This window comes from Paenibacillus sp. FSL R5-0914 (assembly GCF_038004525.1).
Lineage (GTDB): Bacteria > Bacillota > Bacilli > Paenibacillales > Paenibacillaceae > Paenibacillus_AQ.
Genome location: NZ_JBBORH010000001.1, coordinates 1,159,595 through 1,179,414 on the forward strand (window position 1 = coordinate 1,159,595; position 19,820 = coordinate 1,179,414).

18 protein-coding genes are annotated in these 19,820 nt (G+C 43.0%); 13 read left to right on the forward strand and 5 right to left on the reverse strand.

Annotated features, from left to right (window positions below; translation table 11 throughout):
* Positions 1–5 precede the first annotated feature (5 nt).
* The 8 genes from MKX60_RS05045 to MKX60_RS05080 all read left to right on the forward strand — a co-directional run bounded on the left by MKX60_RS05045 (position 6) and on the right by MKX60_RS05080 (position 10,718).
* Complete coding sequence (locus tag MKX60_RS05045) at positions 6–1,256, forward strand: glycosyltransferase family 2 protein (RefSeq protein ID WP_341059207.1); 1,251 nt, start codon at positions 6–8, stop codon at positions 1,254–1,256.
* Positions 1,257–1,308: 52 nt separating this feature from the next.
* The gene (locus tag MKX60_RS05050) at positions 1,309–3,405 is read left to right on the forward strand and encodes a cellulose biosynthesis cyclic di-GMP-binding regulatory protein BcsB (RefSeq protein WP_341059208.1); all 2,097 of its coding nucleotides are present in this window, start codon (positions 1,309–1,311) and stop codon (positions 3,403–3,405) included.
* Positions 3,395–4,249, forward strand: a complete 855-nt coding sequence (locus tag MKX60_RS05055; RefSeq protein ID WP_341059210.1) for a diguanylate cyclase domain-containing protein — start codon at positions 3,395–3,397, stop codon at positions 4,247–4,249. The genes MKX60_RS05050 and MKX60_RS05055 overlap by 11 nt, the downstream gene beginning before the upstream one ends.
* Before the next feature lie 207 nt (positions 4,250–4,456).
* Positions 4,457–4,705 (forward strand): type B 50S ribosomal protein L31, encoded by a 249-nt coding sequence (locus tag MKX60_RS05060; protein ID WP_042131530.1) that lies wholly within the window; start codon positions 4,457–4,459, stop codon positions 4,703–4,705.
* Positions 4,706–4,837: 132 nt separating this feature from the next.
* Positions 4,838–5,359 (forward strand): YcxB family protein, encoded by a 522-nt coding sequence (locus MKX60_RS05065; RefSeq protein WP_042192757.1) that lies wholly within the window; start codon positions 4,838–4,840, stop codon positions 5,357–5,359.
* Positions 5,360–5,451: 92 nt separating this feature from the next.
* On the forward strand, positions 5,452–7,026 hold the full coding sequence (locus MKX60_RS05070) for a sensor domain-containing diguanylate cyclase (RefSeq protein ID WP_341059211.1): 1,575 nt from the start codon (positions 5,452–5,454) through the stop codon (positions 7,024–7,026).
* A gap of 18 nt (positions 7,027–7,044) precedes the next feature.
* Positions 7,045–7,752, forward strand: coding sequence for a DNA alkylation repair protein (locus MKX60_RS05075; protein ID WP_081382694.1), 708 nt, complete (start codon positions 7,045–7,047; stop codon positions 7,750–7,752).
* Positions 7,753–7,997: 245 nt separating this feature from the next.
* On the forward strand, positions 7,998–10,718 hold the full coding sequence (locus MKX60_RS05080) for a CHASE3 domain-containing protein (protein WP_341059212.1): 2,721 nt from the start codon (positions 7,998–8,000) through the stop codon (positions 10,716–10,718).
* Positions 10,719–10,818: 100 nt separating this feature from the next.
* Here the strand turns inward: MKX60_RS05080 and MKX60_RS05085 are convergent, their stop codons facing one another.
* Positions 10,819–11,859 (reverse strand): copper amine oxidase N-terminal domain-containing protein, encoded by a 1,041-nt coding sequence (locus MKX60_RS05085; protein ID WP_341059214.1) that lies wholly within the window; start codon positions 11,857–11,859, stop codon positions 10,819–10,821.
* A 157-nt stretch (positions 11,860–12,016) separates the two neighbouring features.
* On the opposite strand from MKX60_RS05085, the gene MKX60_RS05090 reads away from it, so the two are divergent.
* Positions 12,017–14,584: a DUF2339 domain-containing protein gene (locus MKX60_RS05090; protein ID WP_341059215.1), complete on the forward strand. Its 2,568-nt coding sequence runs from the start codon at positions 12,017–12,019 to the stop codon at positions 14,582–14,584.
* A 33-nt stretch (positions 14,585–14,617) separates the two neighbouring features.
* Positions 14,618–15,331 carry an HAD family hydrolase gene (locus MKX60_RS05095; protein WP_341059216.1) on the forward strand — a complete coding sequence of 238 codons (714 nt, stop codon included), beginning with the start codon at positions 14,618–14,620 and terminating at the stop codon, positions 15,329–15,331.
* 86 nt (positions 15,332–15,417) lie between these two features.
* On the opposite strand, the gene gdhA is transcribed toward MKX60_RS05095, so the two are convergent.
* Positions 15,418–16,803: an NADP-specific glutamate dehydrogenase gene (gdhA, locus tag MKX60_RS05100; RefSeq protein ID WP_042192743.1), complete on the reverse strand. Its 1,386-nt coding sequence runs from the start codon at positions 16,801–16,803 to the stop codon at positions 15,418–15,420.
* A gap of 239 nt (positions 16,804–17,042) precedes the next feature.
* Here gdhA and MKX60_RS05105 point away from each other — a divergent pair, with 239 nt between their 5' ends.
* From MKX60_RS05105 to MKX60_RS05115, 3 genes are all read left to right on the forward strand, one after another.
* Positions 17,043–17,321, forward strand: a complete 279-nt coding sequence (locus tag MKX60_RS05105; protein ID WP_060626091.1) for a hypothetical protein — start codon at positions 17,043–17,045, stop codon at positions 17,319–17,321.
* A gap of 257 nt (positions 17,322–17,578) precedes the next feature.
* On the forward strand, positions 17,579–17,779 hold the full coding sequence (locus MKX60_RS05110) for a cold-shock protein (protein ID WP_019914790.1): 201 nt from the start codon (positions 17,579–17,581) through the stop codon (positions 17,777–17,779).
* Between the two features lie 118 nt (positions 17,780–17,897).
* Complete coding sequence (locus tag MKX60_RS05115; protein ID WP_042131520.1) at positions 17,898–18,128, forward strand: cold-shock protein; 231 nt, start codon at positions 17,898–17,900, stop codon at positions 18,126–18,128.
* Between the two features lie 104 nt (positions 18,129–18,232).
* Here MKX60_RS05115 and MKX60_RS05120 read toward each other — a convergent pair whose 3' ends face one another.
* Genes MKX60_RS05120 through MKX60_RS05130 form a run of 3 tightly spaced genes read right to left on the reverse strand, consistent with a single transcriptional unit; the run spans position 18,233 to position 19,766 of the window.
* The gene (locus tag MKX60_RS05120) at positions 18,233–18,694 is read right to left on the reverse strand and encodes a VOC family protein (protein ID WP_076297992.1); all 462 of its coding nucleotides are present in this window, start codon (positions 18,692–18,694) and stop codon (positions 18,233–18,235) included.
* A 44-nt stretch (positions 18,695–18,738) separates the two neighbouring features.
* Positions 18,739–19,206 (reverse strand): VOC family protein, encoded by a 468-nt coding sequence (locus MKX60_RS05125; protein WP_341059217.1) that lies wholly within the window; start codon positions 19,204–19,206, stop codon positions 18,739–18,741.
* Positions 19,203–19,766, reverse strand: coding sequence for an NADPH-dependent FMN reductase (locus MKX60_RS05130; RefSeq protein ID WP_076284919.1), 564 nt, complete (start codon positions 19,764–19,766; stop codon positions 19,203–19,205). Before MKX60_RS05130 ends, MKX60_RS05125 begins: the two co-directional genes overlap by 4 nt.
* Positions 19,767–19,820: the final 54 nt, after the last annotated feature.

A 19,820-nucleotide genomic window follows, 5' to 3' on the forward strand; every position in this document is an offset into this window, starting at 1 on the left:
ATCCTATGACGATTTCAGACATACTGATGGTAATTGCAGTGATCTGTATCTGGTCTCTATTGCTGGTGAATGTGACCCTCATTATCGCAGGCTATTTATATTACATTAAATCTGAAAATGAGGACATACCAGAGATAGAGGGCGAATATCCTTTGGTTTCAATTATGGTTCCTGCTCACAATGAGGGGGTAGTAATCTGTAAGACGGTAGAGTCTCTGCTAGCGCTTGATTATCCGGAAGATCGATATGAGATTATTGTGATTAATGATAATTCCTCTGATAACAGTGCTGAACTGCTGGCCGGTATCCAAAACCGAAATCCGGGGCGGCAGCTGATCGTTATTAATACGGATGCGATTACTGGTGGCAAAGGGAAATCGAATGCGCTGAATATAGGCTTCACCCATTGCAAAGGGCAGTTAATTGCGATTTATGATGCAGACAACACTCCTGAAAAAACGGCTTTACGTTATCTGGTCGCTGAGATCATGAATGATTCTAGCCTAGGCGCAGTAATCGGTAAGTTTAGAACCCGTAACCGTAACGCAAGCCTACTTACCCGGTTTATTAATATTGAGACGTTGTCCTTTCAATGGATGGCACAAGCGGGACGCTGGAAGCTGTTCAAGTTATGCACCATTCCCGGCACTAATTTTATTATGCGTAGGTCTATCGTAGAAAGTATCGGTGGCTGGGATGTTAAAGCGATAGCCGAAGATACAGAAATCAGCTTCAGAATATATATGATGGGTTATCGGATCAAGTTCCAGCCGAAATCGGTCACATGGGAGCAAGAGCCACAGACTTTAAAAGTCTGGTTCAAGCAGCGAACGCGCTGGGCTAAGGGCAACATTTATGTCATTGTCAAAAATATCCCCTTGCTGTTCGATAAATCCGCCGCAAAAGTCCGATTCGATATTCTTTATTTTTTAGCGATTTACTTCTTATTGTTGATTTCGTTAATTACCTCCGATGTGCTGCTCATTCTGCATGCTTTGGGCTATGTACATACTACTATTGCTGGGCTTAGCAATTTTCTCTGGCTGCTTGCCATCATACTGTTCGTTGTAGGTACTTTCATAACGTTGACGACAGAGAAGGGCGAGATGAGCTTGTCCAATTTATGGATCGTAATGTTGATGTACGTCTCTTATTGTCAGCTGTGGATGATTGTCGCGGCTTACGGATTATATCTTTATGCCAAAGATCTCATCTTCAAAAGAGAAGCAAAGTGGTATAAGACTGAACGCTATTAATAATGAACAAAGAAGTAATATGAGAAATATGTGATCACAGGAGAAACAGAACATGATGATGAAGAAACAAATGGTTATACTGTTAACCTGCCTCTCTCTTTTTCTAATTCAATTGAATGTTGCAGCCGCCGAGGCTCCGCCTCAGGATACTAGATTAACCTACACAACGTCTTTCACAGGAACAGATACTGCGTTAAAGGGTTCGAGTGCTCAGCAGCAATATTTTGAGGTCATGGATTATTGGAATGTGGATGAGATCAGAATTAACCTGCACTTTCAAATTTCGCAAATTACCAAGGAGCAGATTTCTAGCGTTACCTTAACGCTAAATGGCAGCCCATTCTATACATTTAGACCCTCTCTAAAAGATAATGGCGAACAACAGCTGGTCCTTCAGGCACCTAAAGGGTTTCTAAAAAAAGGAACCAATACGCTTGGAATTCAGGGCTATTTGCAGTCGAACTATACAGATGAACAATCTTGTTCTGTCGATTATGATTTTGATAATTGGCTGCATCTGTTTAATACATCCAGTATTAGCGTGATGTATACGCCGAAGCCCTTGACTGGAGGGATTAGTGACTTTAGCGAGCGCTTCTCTGGCGTTGATACCTTAACGAAGAATCATAGTGTGCTGACCGTACCGGATAAAAGCACAGGGGCAGAATTGGAGTCGGCTACTTATGCGCTCTCCGGGCTTGTGAAGGGAAATACATTGGACAATAGAACGATTCCAATGCTTCCCTACCGGTCAGATGCGGTGAAGAATAAAGCTGCGGTTGTACTGGTAGCTATGTATGACCGAGTACCAAGTGGGCTAAAGGCTCAGCTAAGCACCTCTGAAGATTTAAGTACACATGCACTGCTGCAGTTAGTGAATAAGGATACTCAGCCCACACTTGTCGTAACCTCGAAGGATGAGAACTTACTGATTAAAGCAGGTCGTTTTGTTGCGAATGAAGAGTTATTGGGTCAAATCAGCAGTGATTTAAAGGTGGTCGATGATGCTACAGAAGTATCTGCACCCCCCCTTTCGATTAGCTCCAATATTACGCTTACAGAAACGGGTGATAAACTCACTGGGGCACGTCATCAGGAGCAGACATACTTTGTTGCACTGCCCTCTAACCGCTCGATTGCAGATTCAGGCAGAATCAGATTGGATTTCCGTTATGCACAGAATTTAGATTTTGACCGTTCATTAGTGACTGTCAGCATCAACAACACACCCATTGGCAGCAAGAAGCTGACCAAAGAGCTGGCGAATGGCGATAAGCTGGATCTTCCAGTTCCCCAAAGCTTGAATATCTCTGGTAATTTCACGGTAACTGTAGCCTTTGATTTGGAGCTGAAGGGAGCCGAATGTACTTTAGATAAGCAACAAATGCCATGGGCGTATATCAGTAAAGATTCTGTAATGCGTCTTAATACTAAGGATCGTACGGATCTTTTGTTTAATAACTATCCGTATCCGTTTATACGTGACGGGCTTTACAATCAAGTAGCAGTTGTTTTGCCGCAAGAAATGGATGATTACTCATATTTGAGTTTAGCTAATGTATTTAATCTACTGGGAAAATACGCTAGCGGAAATATAGGTAACATTCAGTTCTACACGGATAACATTAGCGCTGATCATTTGAAGAATAATAATGTTATCGCCATAGGTACGTATAAGAATAATAAGATCATCCGTGATCATAATGATAAGCTCTATTTTCAATATAACGGGAACGGAACAGCGATTCGCTCCAATGAGAAGATGAGTATTGAAGATCATTACGGTGCTCAAATCGGTACACTGCAGCTGATTGAATCGCCATTTGAAGCGGGACGGGGGTTGCTTGCTGTTACGGGAGCACACTCTGAAGAGTACTATTTGGCGTCGAAGTTGATCGCAACAGAGCGGGATAAATGGAAGGTGTTTGGCGATGGGGTAATCGTTGATAAGGACGGTAATGTCAATGCACACCGTTTCAAGATCATTACTGGAGCAGCAGAGGATTCCGTGGTTAAAAAAATAGCGGAACGAACGGACGTGCTGAGTTTCATTATCGTAATTGTGCTGGTGCTGACACTGGTGATTTTATCGCTGATCCTGCTGCTTCGTAAACATATGAAGAAACGTGGTGATAAGCGTGAGACGTAATCGCAGCGGTTTAGTTTCGGATATCGCTCTCTTATCGTTCCTGGTGCTTCTTTTTATTTGTATTGTCTTCATTTCAGGGGCACCCGATGATTATATCCAGAATATTATCATTTTAAATGTGGCTTTTATTCTGGCGATTGTTACGTATTTTACAACGGTGACTGCAGGGTTGGTCTTGAACCTGGTGTTTATATTTGCTTACGGCTTCTACATGATGTATCAGACGATATCTTTGGGAGAGACAATTGGACTGAATACTTACTTCTGGCTAATTATGACCCCATTGTTAACAGTGGTACTGTGGATATTTACACTAAGCAATCGTGAGCTGCAGGCTGAGAATCAGCGTTTGGAGAAAAAGACTGCTAATATGGCCATCATCGACGAGAACACAGATCTGCGTAACAGTATTTCTTTTCAGAAGGATGCTGCCTTATTTACAGGCATTTCGACTCGGTATCAGATTCCACTCACACTGCTTGTAGTGAAAGTGAAATACTGGAATGAGATTAGACGTATTATTCCCGAAGATAAGCTGGCTGAGGCCATTCATGACGTGTCTCAGCTCAGTCAGGCCAGCATTCGTACCAATGATGCACTGTATCTGCTGGACAAAGATGACGCAACATGGGGCCTGCTGCTGTTCACCGACAACGATGGAGCAAAAATCGTGATCGAGCGGATTAAATTGAAGCTTCAAGAGCTTAATGACACTGAATTTGTCAAAAAGTATAAAGTTAGCCTCGGTCTCAAAATAGGTGCTGTAGAATATCAATCCAGCACTATTGAGAACCCGTTAGATTTTATTGTTCAGGCTAAAAAACAACTGGAGTATGATGTATAAGTCAGTTGAACGTAAGGGAATATAAGGAATATCGGATAGTAGTTGACTTTACATGTCGATTTCACGTATGATGGAGTGGTGGTCTAAATCGTAAGATTTACGAATTTTCCTACGTTTATTAGGTTATACTTATAGATAAACCTACAGATCATTTGGTTAATTTACCATAAAGGCTCCACTAATTTGTTCAGAAGGAGGACGATCAGAATGAGAGAAGGCATACATCCAAAGTACAACAAGGTTATTTTCATGGATGCAAGCGTAGGCTTCAAATTCTTGAGTGCATCTACAAAATCATCCAATGAAACAATGGAATGGGAAGATGGTAACACTTATCCTGTTATCCGCGTGGACGCAAGTTCCGCATCCCACCCATTTTACACTGGTAAACAAAGAGATACAGAACAAGGCGGCCGTGTTGACAAGTTCAAACAACGTCTTGCACAAAAGAAATAAGAATCCTTACGGATTAAAAAGGGACAACCCATTTAGAAGCGATCGCTTCAGGGATGTCCCTTTTTTGTGTTCAGACATGTTAGAATGAAATGGAATTGACAAATTTCGATAGTGGCAGGGGAGCGATCAGTAGTGGAAAATGAAATAAAAGTAGATACCGTCCTTAAGAGTGAGGACGTTCAGGAGTTTAACCTATGGTTCAGCTTGAACAGCCGAATTATACTTAGCTCTTTCAGTGTGGTTGCTTATTTTGTGATTTTGCTGTTAATTACTAAGGATTACAGTATTAAAAATATTTCAATCCTTGCTGTGACTGCTGTGATTCTTGCCGCTGTTTTATGGTATATGACCAAATCAAGTTTGACCAAAAAATCTAAGAAAGCCTTCGCAACAGACAGTTTAGCCCAGCAGCCTCAGAGCTATTCCGTATCAGATGAGGGTATAAAGTACGTATCTGAGGCAGGTTCCGGGCAAGTAAAATGGGAAGAGATACATAAAATAGGTGAAACGATGAACCTGTTCGTGTTTTTTGTGTCTTCTAATCGAGCGCTGATTATCCCTAAACGGTACTTTCAGTCGGTACAAGATAAAGATGCATTTAAGGACTTGGCCAGAAAGTATATGTTCTCCCATCGAGTAAAGTTCAAATCGTAAGATGTACAGATGTGCTGGTATTTGTTGATTCATTTGTAGGATTGATTAGGATATAATGATAGGAGCGACTTGAAAAATAGGAGAAATATGGCATGCCGTGGATTCAAGGATATCCGTATTACTTATTAATGGGCAGTGTTCTAAGCCTTTACATGGGCATCAGCTCCTATCGACATCGAAAGTCGGCAGGAAGACGCTATTTATGGATCTTAATGCTGCTGGTCAGCCTCATATTTATTGCAACGGCGGGAGAGATTATGTCATCCTCTTTTCAGGCTAAGTTGTGGTGGAAGAATATGCAGCAGGCTCCGCTTTTTTTAAGTGCGTTATTTACTTATGCTGTCGTTAAAGAATATGTGTCTCCTTCTGAGGAACGCCTACCTGTAAAACTTGCTATTTTCTCGATTCCAATTGCTTTGGACGTACTGCTTATTTTTACGGATACCTATCATCATCTAATGCGTAGTGAAGTGGGCATGGCCACTGTTGCGGGTGTTAGTGGAATTACTGTAAAGCCTACGCTTCTTAGCATGGCTTTTATTGCTTATGATCAGCTATTTGGTCTATATGCGGTCTGCTTGCTAGCTGTTTCCTTAATGAATAGACCGAGAGCCTTTTTGCGACGTGCGTTCTTCCTATTTGCCGGGTTACTTGTTCCGGTCGTTTCTGTTTTTTTACTTCCCTTGTTGAAGATCACGCTTACAGGCTTTACGGCCTTCACTTATCTACCCGCAATTATAGCGGCTTATTTGTGTTTATTCATTGACTCTAAATCTACGATCTATCCTTTAACTAAAATTAAAATCCTGGAGCATATGAAAGACGGCGTAGTTTTGACAGACCGGAATGATAGTATCATTGGTATAAATGAGGCTGCAACCTCCATTTTGTTTGAGATTACCGGGATATCGAATGAGACCTGGATGGGGAAAAATATTGATCTTTTTATGAGGCATCACAAGGACATTGGCGCTCATTATAGTCAAAGGACCGAAGGACAGTTTGAGATTGTATGTACTGGAATAAGAGAGGTTTGTTATGGGGTTTCCTTGATAGCCACTGAACATCAGGCAACAGAGAACAAGGGGATGCTAATTGTTTTTAGTGACCATAGTGAAAAGAAGCGGTATGAACGTGAATTGGTCTATCAAGCAACGATAGATGATTTGACGGGACTTTATAATCGCAGGCACTTTATGCAAATGGTGCAAAATCAAACGATTCCGGACGGGCTAGGACTGGCGCTGTTGTTATTTGATATCGATGATTTTAAGTTAATTAATGATACCTATGGTCATTTAGCAGGAGATCAGGCATTAGTTGATTTCTCGAATAAAATACTTCAGGTGTACCAAAACAAAGGCATTGCCGGAAGAGTCGGGGGCGAGGAGTTTGCTGTATGCTTTTTTGCTGAGGATAAACGTGCAGCCTTGATGGAAGCAGAGGATTTTCGCACTACGATGAGTGATTATAAAATAATTTTGAACGAACACGATAGCATTCAGCTTACCGCTAGCATCGGAATTTCTTTTACAGAGCGCAGAGAGGTGACTTTCGAAGATTTGTATCGGGAAGCGGATGAAGCGTTATATCGTTCCAAGAATTCGGGCAAGAATAGAGTAACGCTGGGTCGTGAGCCCATTTTAAGAGAAGCGATGAAGGGATAAAGAGGTGTTCTAATGAATCTGACAATTAATGAAGTGATGAGTAAGCTTGAGGAAATGGGTACAGAGCAGACGAAGCGTACCTTCATACGACATGGTGCTAAGGAGCCTTTATTTGGAGTAAGGATAGGGGACATGAAGAAGCTGGTAAAGGATATCAAGAAAGACCAAGGTCTAGCTCGCGCTTTGTATCAGACGGGGAATTATGATGCGATGTATTTGGCAGGGCTTACAGTTGACCCCAAGACGCTTACGAAGGAAGAGCTTCAAAGCTGGGTAGTGGCAGCTTACTGCTCTGGAATAGCGGAATATACGGTAGCGTCTGTCGCTGCAGAGAGCCCTTACGCACTAGAACTTGCAAGAGAATGGATTTCTTCATCGGATGAAATGGTGGCCACCTGTGGCTGGAGTACTTATGGGAATTACATTTCAGTTACGCCGGATGATCTGCTAGACATCGCTGAGATCAGAAAGCTACTACAGCAAATACAATCTACCATTCATCAGGAACGGAATCGAGTTCGTTACACGATGAATATGTTTGTAATTATCGCCGCCAGCAGCGTAACCGAACTGCATGATGAGGCAACGCAGATTGCTGCAAGCATTGGAAAGGTCCAGGTACAAATGGGACAAACTGCATGTAAAGTACCGCTGGCAGTAGATTATATTGCTAAGGTTGAACAGGCTGGAAAGCTTGGTGTGAAGAAGAAGACTTGTATTTGTTAATATACCCCGTGTAGTATCGCCTTCAAGTAGTCACTCCATGTCCCCTCATATTCTATTGAGGAGCGAGTGAACTTGGAGGTTTTTTATGGCAAATAAAGAGTGTTTCAACGGTATCCAAAAGTGTTTAATTTACAAGCAGTAAAAATTCTCATAGATGTCTACATAGGGTATTGGAGCAGGAGAAAAAGCTATTAATATAAGGATTTAGGCAAAGAGCTAGTTAGATGACAGGACGGAGGCACTTTGTGAAAAAACATCGATTTACTTTGCAGTATAAAATACTATCCGTTACAGTTTTGATCGTGATCTGTCTATTAGGATTTGTTATGATCATGCATGATAGAATTAATACGCTACAGCGGGAAACCAGCTTTATTTCCCATCAGGACCGAGAGATAACTAGTTTGGCAAACAAGATCGAGAAGAACATTCTTGATATGGAAACAGGACAGAGAGGTTATATTATCACCGGCGATGGAAAATATCTGGAGCCCTATAATTTGGGAAAAGCACAATGGAAGGCAAGCTATGATAAGCTCTCCGTGCTGAATGCTAATGATTCCTTGCAACTTCAGCGTCTGGTGGACATCGAAAATAGTATCCAGCATTGGATCGAGCAATCCGGGGATTATGTAATAGAGTTGAAAAAAGAGGGACAGGAAGCCGAAATCTTACGATATTTCAATTCGGATGATGGCAAGGACCAAATGGACCGGATTCGTAGTCAGTTCAGTACTTACCGCGAGACGATGAATGAGAACACTAATACTCTGATAGCCGAACAGGCAGATCGAAACAAATTGCTGCTAGATTTCCTTTATATTGCTTGGGCAATTATTGCTATTACCTCTGTGGTCGCCTCGTGGATCATTTCACATGCTATCGTTAGTACGATTCGTAAGGTTACCCATACGATTGCTGGTTTAGATTCTTCTGTAGATATGAAGACAAGAGTGGAGATTACCACGAATGATGAAATCAGCGATCTCAGCGTCGCTACGAATCATCTGATAGATACGCAACAAGAGCGGATATGGATTCAGGATCATGCTAACGATTTACTGTCAAGATATCCGGGCATCACACATGTCTCACAACTGGGAGACATCTTTTTAAGTAAAACGGCAGAAGTTATTGATTATCCATACAGTGCCTTATATATACGGACACAAGAACATGATCAGGACTTGTTTAATAGAACCTCCACGTTTGGTGGGAGTAGCAACATTACAGATCATCGGATATTTCATATCGGAGAAGGTTTGGTTGGTCAATGTGCTAAAGAGGCGCGCTTGATGCATATACAGGATCTTCCGGAGCATTATATCAATATTCAGTCTGGGCTGGGCGTTTTTGCGCCGAAAACCCTTTTATTACTTCCAGTTTCTTTTTCAGGTGAAGTAGTTGCTGTGGTGGAAATTGCGACCTTCTCTCCGCTTACGGAGCGGCAGATTGAATTCTTGGATTCTATTTCAGATGCGTTCGGCGCTGCAATTAACAGTACGATCAGCAGTATGAGAATTGAGCAGCTTCTGGAACAATCCCAGCGTTTAAACGAAGAACTTCAGGTGTATACCGAAGAACTACAAACTCAATCTGAGGAGCTGCAAATCCAGACAGAGTCGCTACATGCAACGAATAGAAAGCTGGAGGAGAAGAATCTCTTAGCCGAACGAAAGTCATTTGAGGCTGAACAAGCTCAAATCGAGCTTGCTCAATCTGCGGAGTTATTGCGGCAAAGCTCTCAATATAAATCGGAGTTCTTGGCCAATATGTCTCATGAACTCCGAACCCCGCTTAACGGCATATTGTTACTCTCCGAATTTCTGATGGAGAATCAGTCGGGAGCTTTAAGCGAGGAGGATATTGAATTCTCACAAGCTATACATTCTTCTGGACAAGATCTGCTTAGGCTGATTAACGATATTTTGGATTTGTCCAAGGTTGAAGCAGGGAAGCTGAATATTGAAATTGAAGCAATAAATCTAACGGAGATCCCGGAGGCTATGCTTCAGAGCTTCAATCAGCTTTCTCGAAAAAAAGAGATTCCTTTCCATATACAAATCGGGGAGGACTTACCTCCATTATTTTATTCGGATGCTCAAAGGGTACGGCAAATTATTATAAATCTGCTGTCCAATGCGTTTAAGTTTACAGCTAAAGGCTCAGTAACGCTTGAAATACGCTTAGCGACTACAGACGAGTTAGTGAAATTAGGAAATTTGGAAACAGGGTTATTTATTGCTTTCGCCATCAAAGATACTGGAATTGGGATCCCCTATGAGAAGCAGTCCATTATTTTCGAAGCTTTTCAACAGGCGGATGGAAATACAGAACGTCAATATGGTGGAACTGGGCTTGGGTTATCCATATCCAGAGAACTGGCAACACTGCTCGGCGGTAGAATTACAGTGGAGAGTCAAGAAGGAATGGGTAGTGTCTTTACGGTGTATTTGCCATTGAAGCTTCAGGATCCTAGCCTTGAAGAAATCACTGAGAAAGTAGTAGATCTTAGTCATGAGGAAGAAGGTTCGGTTGCTCTTGCCGCTGCAACCAGTGAGAATATTAGTAGCGATTTCACCTCGCTAAATCATAAGCATGTTCTAATTGTGGATGATGATGAGCGGAATCTGTTCGCGCTGTCTAACATGTTAAGGAAGCGTGGACTGCAAGTGACTACAGCTGCGGATGGAGAGAGAGGCATACATGCGCTGGAGCAATCTGCATCCATAGACATCGTTCTTATGGATATCATGATGCCGGTAATGAACGGCTATGAGGCTATCAATCGAATCAGAGAAATACCGACAAAGAAGCAAATTCCAATTATAGCGCTGACTGCGAAAGCGCTGAAGGAAGATAAGGCGAAAATCTTACAAGCGGGAGCAACAGATTATCTCAGCAAGCCCATTAACTTAGACCGTTTATTAGCTTTGATGCAATTGCTCTTAACTAGTGATTCATAGAGTGCTAGATTCTAGAAAAATCAAACAAGCGCGCGCCAATACTTCATTGGCGCGCGCTTGTTTAGTTTGTGCGATATGTCTATTAATAACGTTATGCTTCTTATTGTTGAGCGGAATCTACTACGACTTTAGCAGCTGTGCCGATTGGTGGCAGGCTCTTAGTCAGCATAGGGCTGTAGAATCCTATAACTTTTGCGCCTTTTACAAGCTCGCTGCTGTTTACAGCTTTGCCATCGGTATTAATTAGCGCGGTATCTTTGCTAATGCGAAGTACTACTTCTTGTTGTGACTGTTCGTTCAGGCCGCTGCCTTTAACGGTGATGCTGATGTTTCCTTCATCGTCTTTTTGAACTTCTTCAATGGTACCTGCAGTACCCAAAAGATCATTTTGTTTCTGCTCATCTAGAACAGTGATCTTGTAAGTTGGAGTTTGCGGTGGCAGGCTCATGGTCATGATCATGGAATGCTCTGCTTTTACGGTCATACCGATATGAAGATCTTTTAGAGCAAGCTTAGTACCGTCTGCCATTTCGATAGTCGTATCTTCACCTACATTCAGTACGATGCCATCTGTGCCTACACCCTGGATCTGAACGGATTGGTATTTACCCTCATTATTGACAGCTGTAATCACGCCAGTCTTGGTCATATGCTCTTCCTGATTAGCAGCAGTGATCACGATGGAATCTCCCTTCACTGTCATGTTGTGGTGGATGATTTCACTTACAAAGGAAGCTGGAACATACAAAATGGAGTCAACCAATTGTGGTGCAGTTCCAAGCGTAGTATTCATTTTATTAATGCTATAGCGATCTTCTCCGGCTTTCACTGTAGTGAACACAGCACCATTGATAAGATCAACGGATTTAGTTTGTCCATTCCAGGTTAATTCAAAGCCAAGTGCTTCAGTAACCGATCGAAGTGGCACCATAGGCTCTTTGCCATTTGTAGTTTGGAAGCCTGTTTCTTTCAGAGCGGAACCGTTGATTTCAATCGCAAATGTTTTTTGGTTAGCGCTAACGGTAGTTTGAGCAGCATCATTTTTGGTAGAAGTTGTTGTTGGTGCGGCATAGGCTGCTCCTGTTGATAGTGCTAGGGACAAAGTTAAAAGAACTGTACTTGTTTTTAAAATGTTGTTCATAGTTGTGAGCTCCTTTTAATTTCATTTGTTAGTGTTGTTATTATCTAGACGGGACATCCCTCAAATATGTTGCAGTTTTTTGCATAAAAAAGAGTAAGAGATCCTTCCGTTTGTAGTAAAATGGAAATATTAACAATCGCTCACATTAGGAGGCGCTATGGAGTCATTCAAAGATCGACTTAGATTTATGAAGGTCCAGCAGGACGGGCTTATTAAGGAATATGAAGCTCTGATCGCGGAATATGAAAGTCACGATCTGGTCAACGAGAATGAACACTTAAAGAAGCAATATGAGAAACATAAGCTTGCTTTAGTGGAGTTAAAGACTCAGGTAGGGAAGCTTCAAGAAGAGAATACAGAGCTAAAAGTTACGCTAACGGAACAAATTTTAGATGAGAAGCTTGGCATTCTTAGTCTGTCGAGACAGAAGCTGCAGACTTATTTTGCCTCTAAAAGCCTTGCCCATACGGACCGGCTGACGGCTTTTGAGATGGACACAAAGCGTCATATTCAGCAGCTGTACCAAACAGCCGCGAGGCAGCTCGGTGAGGATAAAGCGGAGTTATCCAGTCGACTTGGAGCGTTGTCGGCGGAGTTAAATGAGCGTGTACTAGCGCAGCGACAAAGACTGAGGGAATCCGAAATTGCTCTGAACTCCAGAATGGATAACGGATTACATGATTTTGCCTCAGAAGAGATCAGTGAAGAAGTATTGGAGCGTCGAAGAAAACAAAATCAGATCGAAATGAAAATTGGACTAGGCTGGATTAACAAGCTTGGGATCTTGTTGCTGATCTTGGCCGTGGGAGCAGCATTCAGATACTCCTATTCCAATTGGTTCACCGGTTATATGAAGGGAGGCGCCTTTTTCCTACTGGGTTTACTGATGTTAGGGGGCGGGGAGTGGTTATACCGCAAAGGAAAAGGGACGTTCGCTTTAGGGCTACTTGGCGGCGGGATTTCAGTGCTGTACGGCTCTATTTTCTATAGCTATTTTTTACTGGATATTATCAGTATTTATGTAGGGCTGTCCTTATCCGTGCTCGTCACTTTGACTGCGGTGCTCCTGTCTTTAAGGTATGAATCACGAAGTATTTGTGCGTTGGGTTTAATCGGAGGGTACCTGCCACTATATTCTTATCTTGGGGCTTTCGGGCTTTCAGGCAACGCAGTTTATGTGGCAATGGGCTACTTGTTTCTTCTAAATTTATTCATTCTACTAATCTCCTTCCGCAAACGCTGGAACGTGGTCAATTACATCAGCTACTTATTTAATACACCCTCCATGCTGATATTAATAGCGTTATCGGATAGCAACGCAATGAATATGATTTATGCGGTGCTGACTTTTGCGATGTATTTGGGTATTACGTTATGGTACCCGTTCAAGTATCGCTCCAAGTTGTCTTGGTGGGATTTCTCTCTACTGGGATGCAACACGTTTATTAGCTGTCTTACCTTGTATCTTCTATTTCTGGATGCAGGGCTCAAGGATTACAATGGTGCGCTGGCGCTGCTCTTCTGTCTGCTGTATCTAGGGCTTGGACGAGGGCTTGAAAAGCTGATGCCACAAGAAAAAGAAAGCATGCTGCTGTTCTACGCTACTTCGCTGACCTTTGGTATTCTGATGATTCCGTTCCAATTCGGAGCGGCTTGGTGGTCCATTGGCTGGTTGGTTGAAGGCGTTGTGCTTACCTTGTTTGGTAATCTGAATCGGTTTAAAGGGATGGAAAGGGCAGGCTGGGGGATTTTAACGCTTTGCCTTGCGGTGTTCTTCGGATTAAATGTACCAATGCAGCTCAGTATAGCCAATGAATGGTTGAATTCCGCAGACGTCTATTTTCCGCTAAAATATGTCTTCATTACTGCAGGCATGCTGATCATTGCCGTATGGTACGCCGTTCAGCATAATCGAAAGGATGTCCTACAGCGCAGTGAGCCTTACGAAATCACCTTAGCCCTGTGGTTTAAATACGCGGCATTATTGAATTTCTGGATCTATGGTTTGTATGAATCGAGAAGACTGTATCGTCTGGCTGTACCGGAGGATTTCTCGCATAGAACCTTCTATAATTTGCTGCTGTCCGCTCTGTTAACTATTGTTCTGGCCTATGTATTGCCAAAGGTGAAGGTGCTTTATGACACGATTGTTAAGTATTTTGTGAGACTTCTCTTTGGGATCGGCTACGCTATTTGTTTGGTGATTACAGTAGGCTTGCCAAGCCTGCAGAATGATCTTTCACGTAATACTGGTGCTGATTATATCGCGCTGAGTGTACTTATCATCTTCAATATCTTCGTGTGGTTTAGTGGACGTGATCTGCTGATCACCTTGCTTAAACGTGAGTATAAAAGTATGGAAATCTATCCTGTCTTCATGGGAGTGTATCTACTCGGAATCATCACCGCTTTTCTAGGGGTACAGCTGCAATTAAGCGATGCGGGATTAATATTTAGTCTTGTGTATCTGTTGATAGCAGTTCTGTTCATCATGTACGGCTTCCGCAAAAGATATGTGTATATCCGGCGCTTCGGCCTTGGATTAACGCTTCTGGCGACAGGTAAGCTGCTGCTATACGATCTTGGACTACTGAATACCGGAAGTAAAATTATCGCTTATGCCAGCTTTGGGATTTGCCTGCTCGGGATCTCCTATCTCTATCAAAAGGTGTCAAACAAAATGGAGGAGGGGCAGGCAGCGACGGAGAATGTGACTAAGGGGTAATTTACAATGTGAATCATGGGAAGGAAGACAGGGATGTATCAGACTTATATTTTCGATCTGTACGGTACACTGATTGATATTGAGACAGATGAGGAGCAATCTCAGGTATGGGAAAGGTTGGCTCTCCATTTCGGATATCAGGGACTCTCTATATCAGGTGGTGAACTGCAAGAACGGTTTTTGCGGGAGCGGGATCTTCAACTTGGTGAAGCCGCACGGAGCTGCGAGTATCCGGATTTCGTAATGGAGGAAGTGTTTCGGTCTGTGGCCCGTCAATTAGGTGGAGAACCGGATCAAGCCTGGTTATATGAAACCGTGAGGTGGCTACGGACGTTATCAATGGTCCATATCTCTCTATATGAGGGTGTGACTGAAATTCTACAAACGTTAAGAGAACGCGGCAAAAAAGTATTCTTGCTCTCCAACGGGCAGAAGACATTTATTGAGGCAGAGTTAACTATGCTCGGAATCATACATCTATTTGATGGCATTGCGATCTCTTCGGAAGCAGGGGTGAGCAAGCCTGATCCGCTATTTTATCGCTATTTAGTTGAAAGGTATGGAGCGGATTTGAGCTCAGCCATTATGATTGGAAATGATCCTCGTACGGATATTGAGGGGGCTCTGAAGGCAGGGATTGATTCCTGTTACATTCACACGGCTTCTTCACCGTCCGATATGGTTGTGAAGAGTACGTATTCTATATGGGATGGTGGTTTGCGGCAAATCCCAGGTTGGAACTCATAGTTGAATTAAAAAGTCCCCGTCCCCGGCTTCTTACTCACCGGTTACGGGGACTTCGTATGATCACAACGCCGTTTGTTTATGCTTGATTAGATTACGCCTTCAGCCAACATAGCATCGGCTACTTTCTTGAATCCAGCGATGTTCGCTCCTGCAACGAGGTTGCCGGACTGTCCATACTGCTCGGATGCATCTACAGACTGTTGATAGATGGAAACCATGATCTCATGTAGCTTCGTATCAACTTCTTCAAAGCTCCAGGACATACGCATGCTGTTTTGGGCCATTTCAAGCGCAGATACAGCTACGCCGCCAGCATTAGCAGCTTTGGCAGGCGCGAATAGCACGCCAGCTTGTTGGAACTGGTGAATAGCTTCAAGGGTGGATGGCATGTTGGCGCCTTCGCCTACTGCTTTAACACCATTCTCAATCAGTTTCAAAGCCATAGCTTCATCAATCTCATTCTGAGTAGCACTCGGAAGGGCGATATCACAAGGAATAGTCCAAATTTGTGTGGAATCTTCGGTATACACTGCGTTAGGGTGTTCATTCACATATTCACTAATCCGTTTTCTTTCGACTTCTTTCAGGCGGCGGACAGTTTCGAGGTTAATGCCGTTTTCGTCATAGATATATCCAGCGGAGTCACTACAAGCTACGACTGTTGCACCTAGCTGTACAGCTTTTTCAATCGCATAGATCGCTACGTTACCAGAACCGGAAACAACAACGCGACTTCCTTCAAAGGAAAGGCCTTTTGCTTTCAGCATCTCGTTTACGAAATAAACTGTACCGTAACCAGTAGCCTCTGTCCGAGCCTGACTTCCACCGTAACCAATACCTTTACCAGTCAATACGCCAGCCGGATATCCTCCGCGGATCCGCTTGTATTGTCCGTACATGTAACCAATCTCACGACCACCTACACCGATATCTCCTGCAGGAACGTCTTGGTCAGGACCGATGTAATTTTGCAATTCAGTCATGAAGCTTTGTGCAAAACGCATGATTTCGCCTTCGGATTTTCCTTTAGGATCAAAGTCGGATCCGCCTTTACCTCCGCCGATGTGTTGGCCGGTAAGAGCGTTTTTGAAGATTTGCTCGAAGCCGAGGAATTTGATAATACTAGCATTAACGGAAGGGTGAAAGCGAAGTCCACCTTTGTAAGGTCCAATGGCACTGCTGAACTGTACACGATATCCACGGTTAACTCTGACCTTGCCTTGATCATCTGTCCAAGGAACACGGAACATAATCAAACGTTCTGGCTCAACCAATCTTTCCAGAATGGCATTTTCCTGATACTTAGGTTCAGCAGCCAGGATTGGAAGCAAAGATTCAAGGATTTCCTTTACAGCCTGATGGAATTCGGGCTCGAAAGGATTACGCGCAACAACCTGTGCGTATACGTCTTCGATATAACGATGTGCCTTGTTGCTGTTTGTGTCTAATTGCTGGGAAGATACAGAGCTCATGAATTCAACCGCCTTTTCTAGTATTCAATTTGGTCCAACACTTTTTTTATATTTTGGCACAAGTCAATGTTCCTCACAACTGTTTTTATTAAATAACTTACCTGAAGTGGAATGTTGCAGAGCCTGTGATAGCAAGAAAAGTGTGAACAAACCGCGGTATACTTCGCGTAATGACGCGTTAAAGCGTGAAATATGCTACAATGGAGATGTAATAATTGTAGGGAGATGAAATTTGAAAAATGAGTGACAAATTAAACGAGCAGGAATTAGTAACCGTATTATCTGCCAAAACCAAAGTAGATCCTAAATTAATTCGTTTAGTATTGAAGCATGAACAGACCTTTATCAATAACGCCAAGGCCAATGCCAAAGGCGAGGTAGACATCGACAATGATGATCTGGTTGACTATGTTGTTGCCCAGCGTGATGTGAAGCTGGATGAAATCACAGTGGAGACGATTCTTGATGCGGAGATGGATTACTTAATGGATAAAGGGTTGGCAGGATACATCGATTAACCCTTGCACATTTCCGGCTCTAAAGCCTTTAATATAGAGGATATTGAGCCGGAATGAAAAAAGTAGGCATTTACATTGCATTCAATGATTTAGTGTGGTACAATGAAGTTAATCATAAATTTAACCCTTAATTCACATATTGTAAAAGGTTATCATTTGTGCGTATGAGTCCTTTTCCAATGTGTGAATTTTTATTTGTTCGTACACTACGTAGGAATAAAAGGACATGTGTTAAATAAAATATTGGAGGTAATATCATGCAAACAGGTACAGTTAAATGGTTTAATGCAGACAAAGGATTTGGTTTTATCGAGGTTGAAGGTGGAAGCGACGTATTCGTACACTTCTCCGCAATCACAGGCGACGGATTTAAATCTTTGGACGAAGGCCAACGCGTTGAGTTCAACGTAACTCAAGGCGCTCGTGGACCACAAGCCGAAAACGTTGTAAAACTGTAATTCGAAAATTAGGCTGCCCTTAACACAAGTTGAGGGCAGCTTTTTTATTTTTCATCTTATGAATCTGCCCCTAATAGGGTGGCGAAATCGTCTCGATTCGATCCAAGGAGGGGTACTTATGTATTTTCGTAAAAAAGCACTGGAGGATCTTCCGCAGGAAGACACAGCCATTTGGTCTTGTACCAAGGAAGGTTGCACCGGTTGGATGCGCGATAACTTTGCATTTCAGTACGTACCTACCTGCTGGCAATGTAACTCTCCCATGACGAGAAGTATGAAGATACTGCCAATGCTTGTGAACACGAATTCGGATATGAAGGCTATGAAGAAAGGCATCACGATTAAGTAACAGCCTTTACTAAAACCATGCTAGAGATGGTTAAATAGAAGCAGCTAACATACTCAAACAGCTGGACCCTTGATGGTGGGCAGCTGTTTTTTTGTTGGATTATTTTATTTCTGTTCGAGCAATTTCTCCCACTCGGTTAAGATGATATTCTCTGAGAGATGCTTCAAATGTTCAGGAACCTCTACATGGCACATCAATTCCAGGCTGTTGCCGTCCGGGTCGTTGAAGTACACAGAAGCATTCCCTTGATAAGCTCGAATAAAAGGCTCAACGGAAGTTCGATTACGGAACGGAACAGCGTCTACCCCAATGGATTCCAGCCATTGCAGTGATTGCTTCAGATCCTCATAAGTTACGCGGAAGGCAATATGCCGTAAAGATGGGTGGTATGGCGTTTCTACTTCCTTTCCTTCCCAAATGCCGATCCAACTCCGACCTTCCTCAATCCAGAAGAATGCAGTTTCCTCATCCCGCCAGGCCATTTTTAATCCCAATTTCTCATAAAATTCGATAGATACCTCAAGATTGCTTACTGGTAAATGTGCTTCGTATAGTCCTTTTATCATATTCTCGTCTCCTCGTGCAGGCTTAGCCTGAATTCTATCAATAACTACCAGGTTCTTCCGTGTATCAGTTCCCATTCTTTCCAGGATACCATTCCTAGCTCAGGTCTGGGTGAATCAGACAGTACAGCTAGGAACTCTAAGGAATGACCATCTGGATCACTGAAATACACGGATACGGCAGGCATCCAGCCAAATACATACAATTGTCCCTTATCATCATCGAGGAAGTTAGAGGTTTGAATCCCCTTGGCCTTTAGGTAGGATACTGACTGCTTCAAATCCTCAAGCGTTACTTGAAAAGCAAAGTGCTGACGCACAACCTCGGAAGGTGCCTTCTCCCAAATCCCCAGCATGGCCTGATTACGATCTTCTCCAATCCAGTAAAATCGCCGCTTGCGGCCTTCAGTATTCTCCGAATGTGCTAAGGGTAGTCCTAGAACATGTTCATAGAAATGAGCAGATTGTTCAAGGTTAGTCACGTTCAGATGGGTTTCAAACAGTCCTTTGATCATAGGGCGGCACCTGCCGGGCTATTGATTTTGCGAGCTAAATTTAGGAATGATTCTAAGACTAGGCGAATGCGATCTTCAATTTCTTGACCACCCTCGTACCCGTCGTATTCAACCTCGAACCGCTTGCGCTGCATCCCGCCGATGGAGATCCAGTCTGGCGTATTAATCCCATGTAGATTGCGTACAACCGCCTGCAATTGAAGCAATGAGCTTACACCTACAGCTCCACCTGCAGAGCTAGCAGACAATACCACTTTGCCGTTGAAGTGCGTCTGGCCTAGATGGTCGAGAGCATTTTTCATCACGCCGCTCATGGAACCGTGGTATTCCGGGGTAATCAGGATGATTGCGTTCGCAGTTAGCATCTCTTGATGGAGAGCGCTTAGATGCTCATGCTCCGCGTAAGACTCATCTGGTGAATAAAAGGGCAGTGGGCGTTTATGGAGATTAAACAGGGTGACTTGTTCGCCTTGCTGATTAATAAAATGTGCGGCATGCTCTGCCAACTTTGTGCTGGTCGCTTCTTTTCGATTGCTGCCTGTCAGGATCATGACTTTCATCTGTATCCACTCCTATAAGGTCGATTGCTATAAACCAATGATAGCTGAATCGAC

What these genes read in the sequence shown, in the direction of transcription:
- MKX60_RS05095 (WP_341059216.1), top strand. Translation starts at nt 14,618, where the DNA reads ATGTATCAGACTTATATTTTCGATCTGTACGGTACACTGATTGATATT.
- MKX60_RS05110 (WP_019914790.1), top strand. Translation starts at nt 17,579, where the DNA reads ATGCAAACAGGTACAGTTAAATGGTTTAATGCAGACAAAGGATTTGGT.
- MKX60_RS05105 (WP_060626091.1), top strand. Translation starts at nt 17,043, where the DNA reads ATGAGTGACAAATTAAACGAGCAGGAATTAGTAACCGTATTATCTGCC.
- MKX60_RS05085 (WP_341059214.1), bottom strand. Translation starts at nt 11,859, where the DNA reads ATGAACAACATTTTAAAAACAAGTACAGTTCTTTTAACTTTGTCCCTA.
- MKX60_RS05060 (WP_042131530.1), top strand. Translation starts at nt 4,457, where the DNA reads ATGAGAGAAGGCATACATCCAAAGTACAACAAGGTTATTTTCATGGAT.
- MKX60_RS05050 (WP_341059208.1), top strand. Translation starts at nt 1,309, where the DNA reads ATGATGATGAAGAAACAAATGGTTATACTGTTAACCTGCCTCTCTCTT.
- MKX60_RS05045 (WP_341059207.1), top strand. Translation starts at nt 6, where the DNA reads ATGACGATTTCAGACATACTGATGGTAATTGCAGTGATCTGTATCTGG.
- gdhA (WP_042192743.1), bottom strand. Translation starts at nt 16,803, where the DNA reads ATGAGCTCTGTATCTTCCCAGCAATTAGACACAAACAGCAACAAGGCA.
- MKX60_RS05090 (WP_341059215.1), top strand. Translation starts at nt 12,017, where the DNA reads ATGGAGTCATTCAAAGATCGACTTAGATTTATGAAGGTCCAGCAGGAC.
- MKX60_RS05130 (WP_076284919.1), bottom strand. Translation starts at nt 19,766, where the DNA reads ATGAAAGTCATGATCCTGACAGGCAGCAATCGAAAAGAAGCGACCAGC.
- MKX60_RS05125 (WP_341059217.1), bottom strand. Translation starts at nt 19,206, where the DNA reads ATGATCAAAGGACTGTTTGAAACCCATCTGAACGTGACTAACCTTGAA.
- MKX60_RS05115 (WP_042131520.1), top strand. Translation starts at nt 17,898, where the DNA reads ATGTATTTTCGTAAAAAAGCACTGGAGGATCTTCCGCAGGAAGACACA.
- MKX60_RS05120 (WP_076297992.1), bottom strand. Translation starts at nt 18,694, where the DNA reads ATGATAAAAGGACTATACGAAGCACATTTACCAGTAAGCAATCTTGAG.
- MKX60_RS05070 (WP_341059211.1), top strand. Translation starts at nt 5,452, where the DNA reads ATGCCGTGGATTCAAGGATATCCGTATTACTTATTAATGGGCAGTGTT.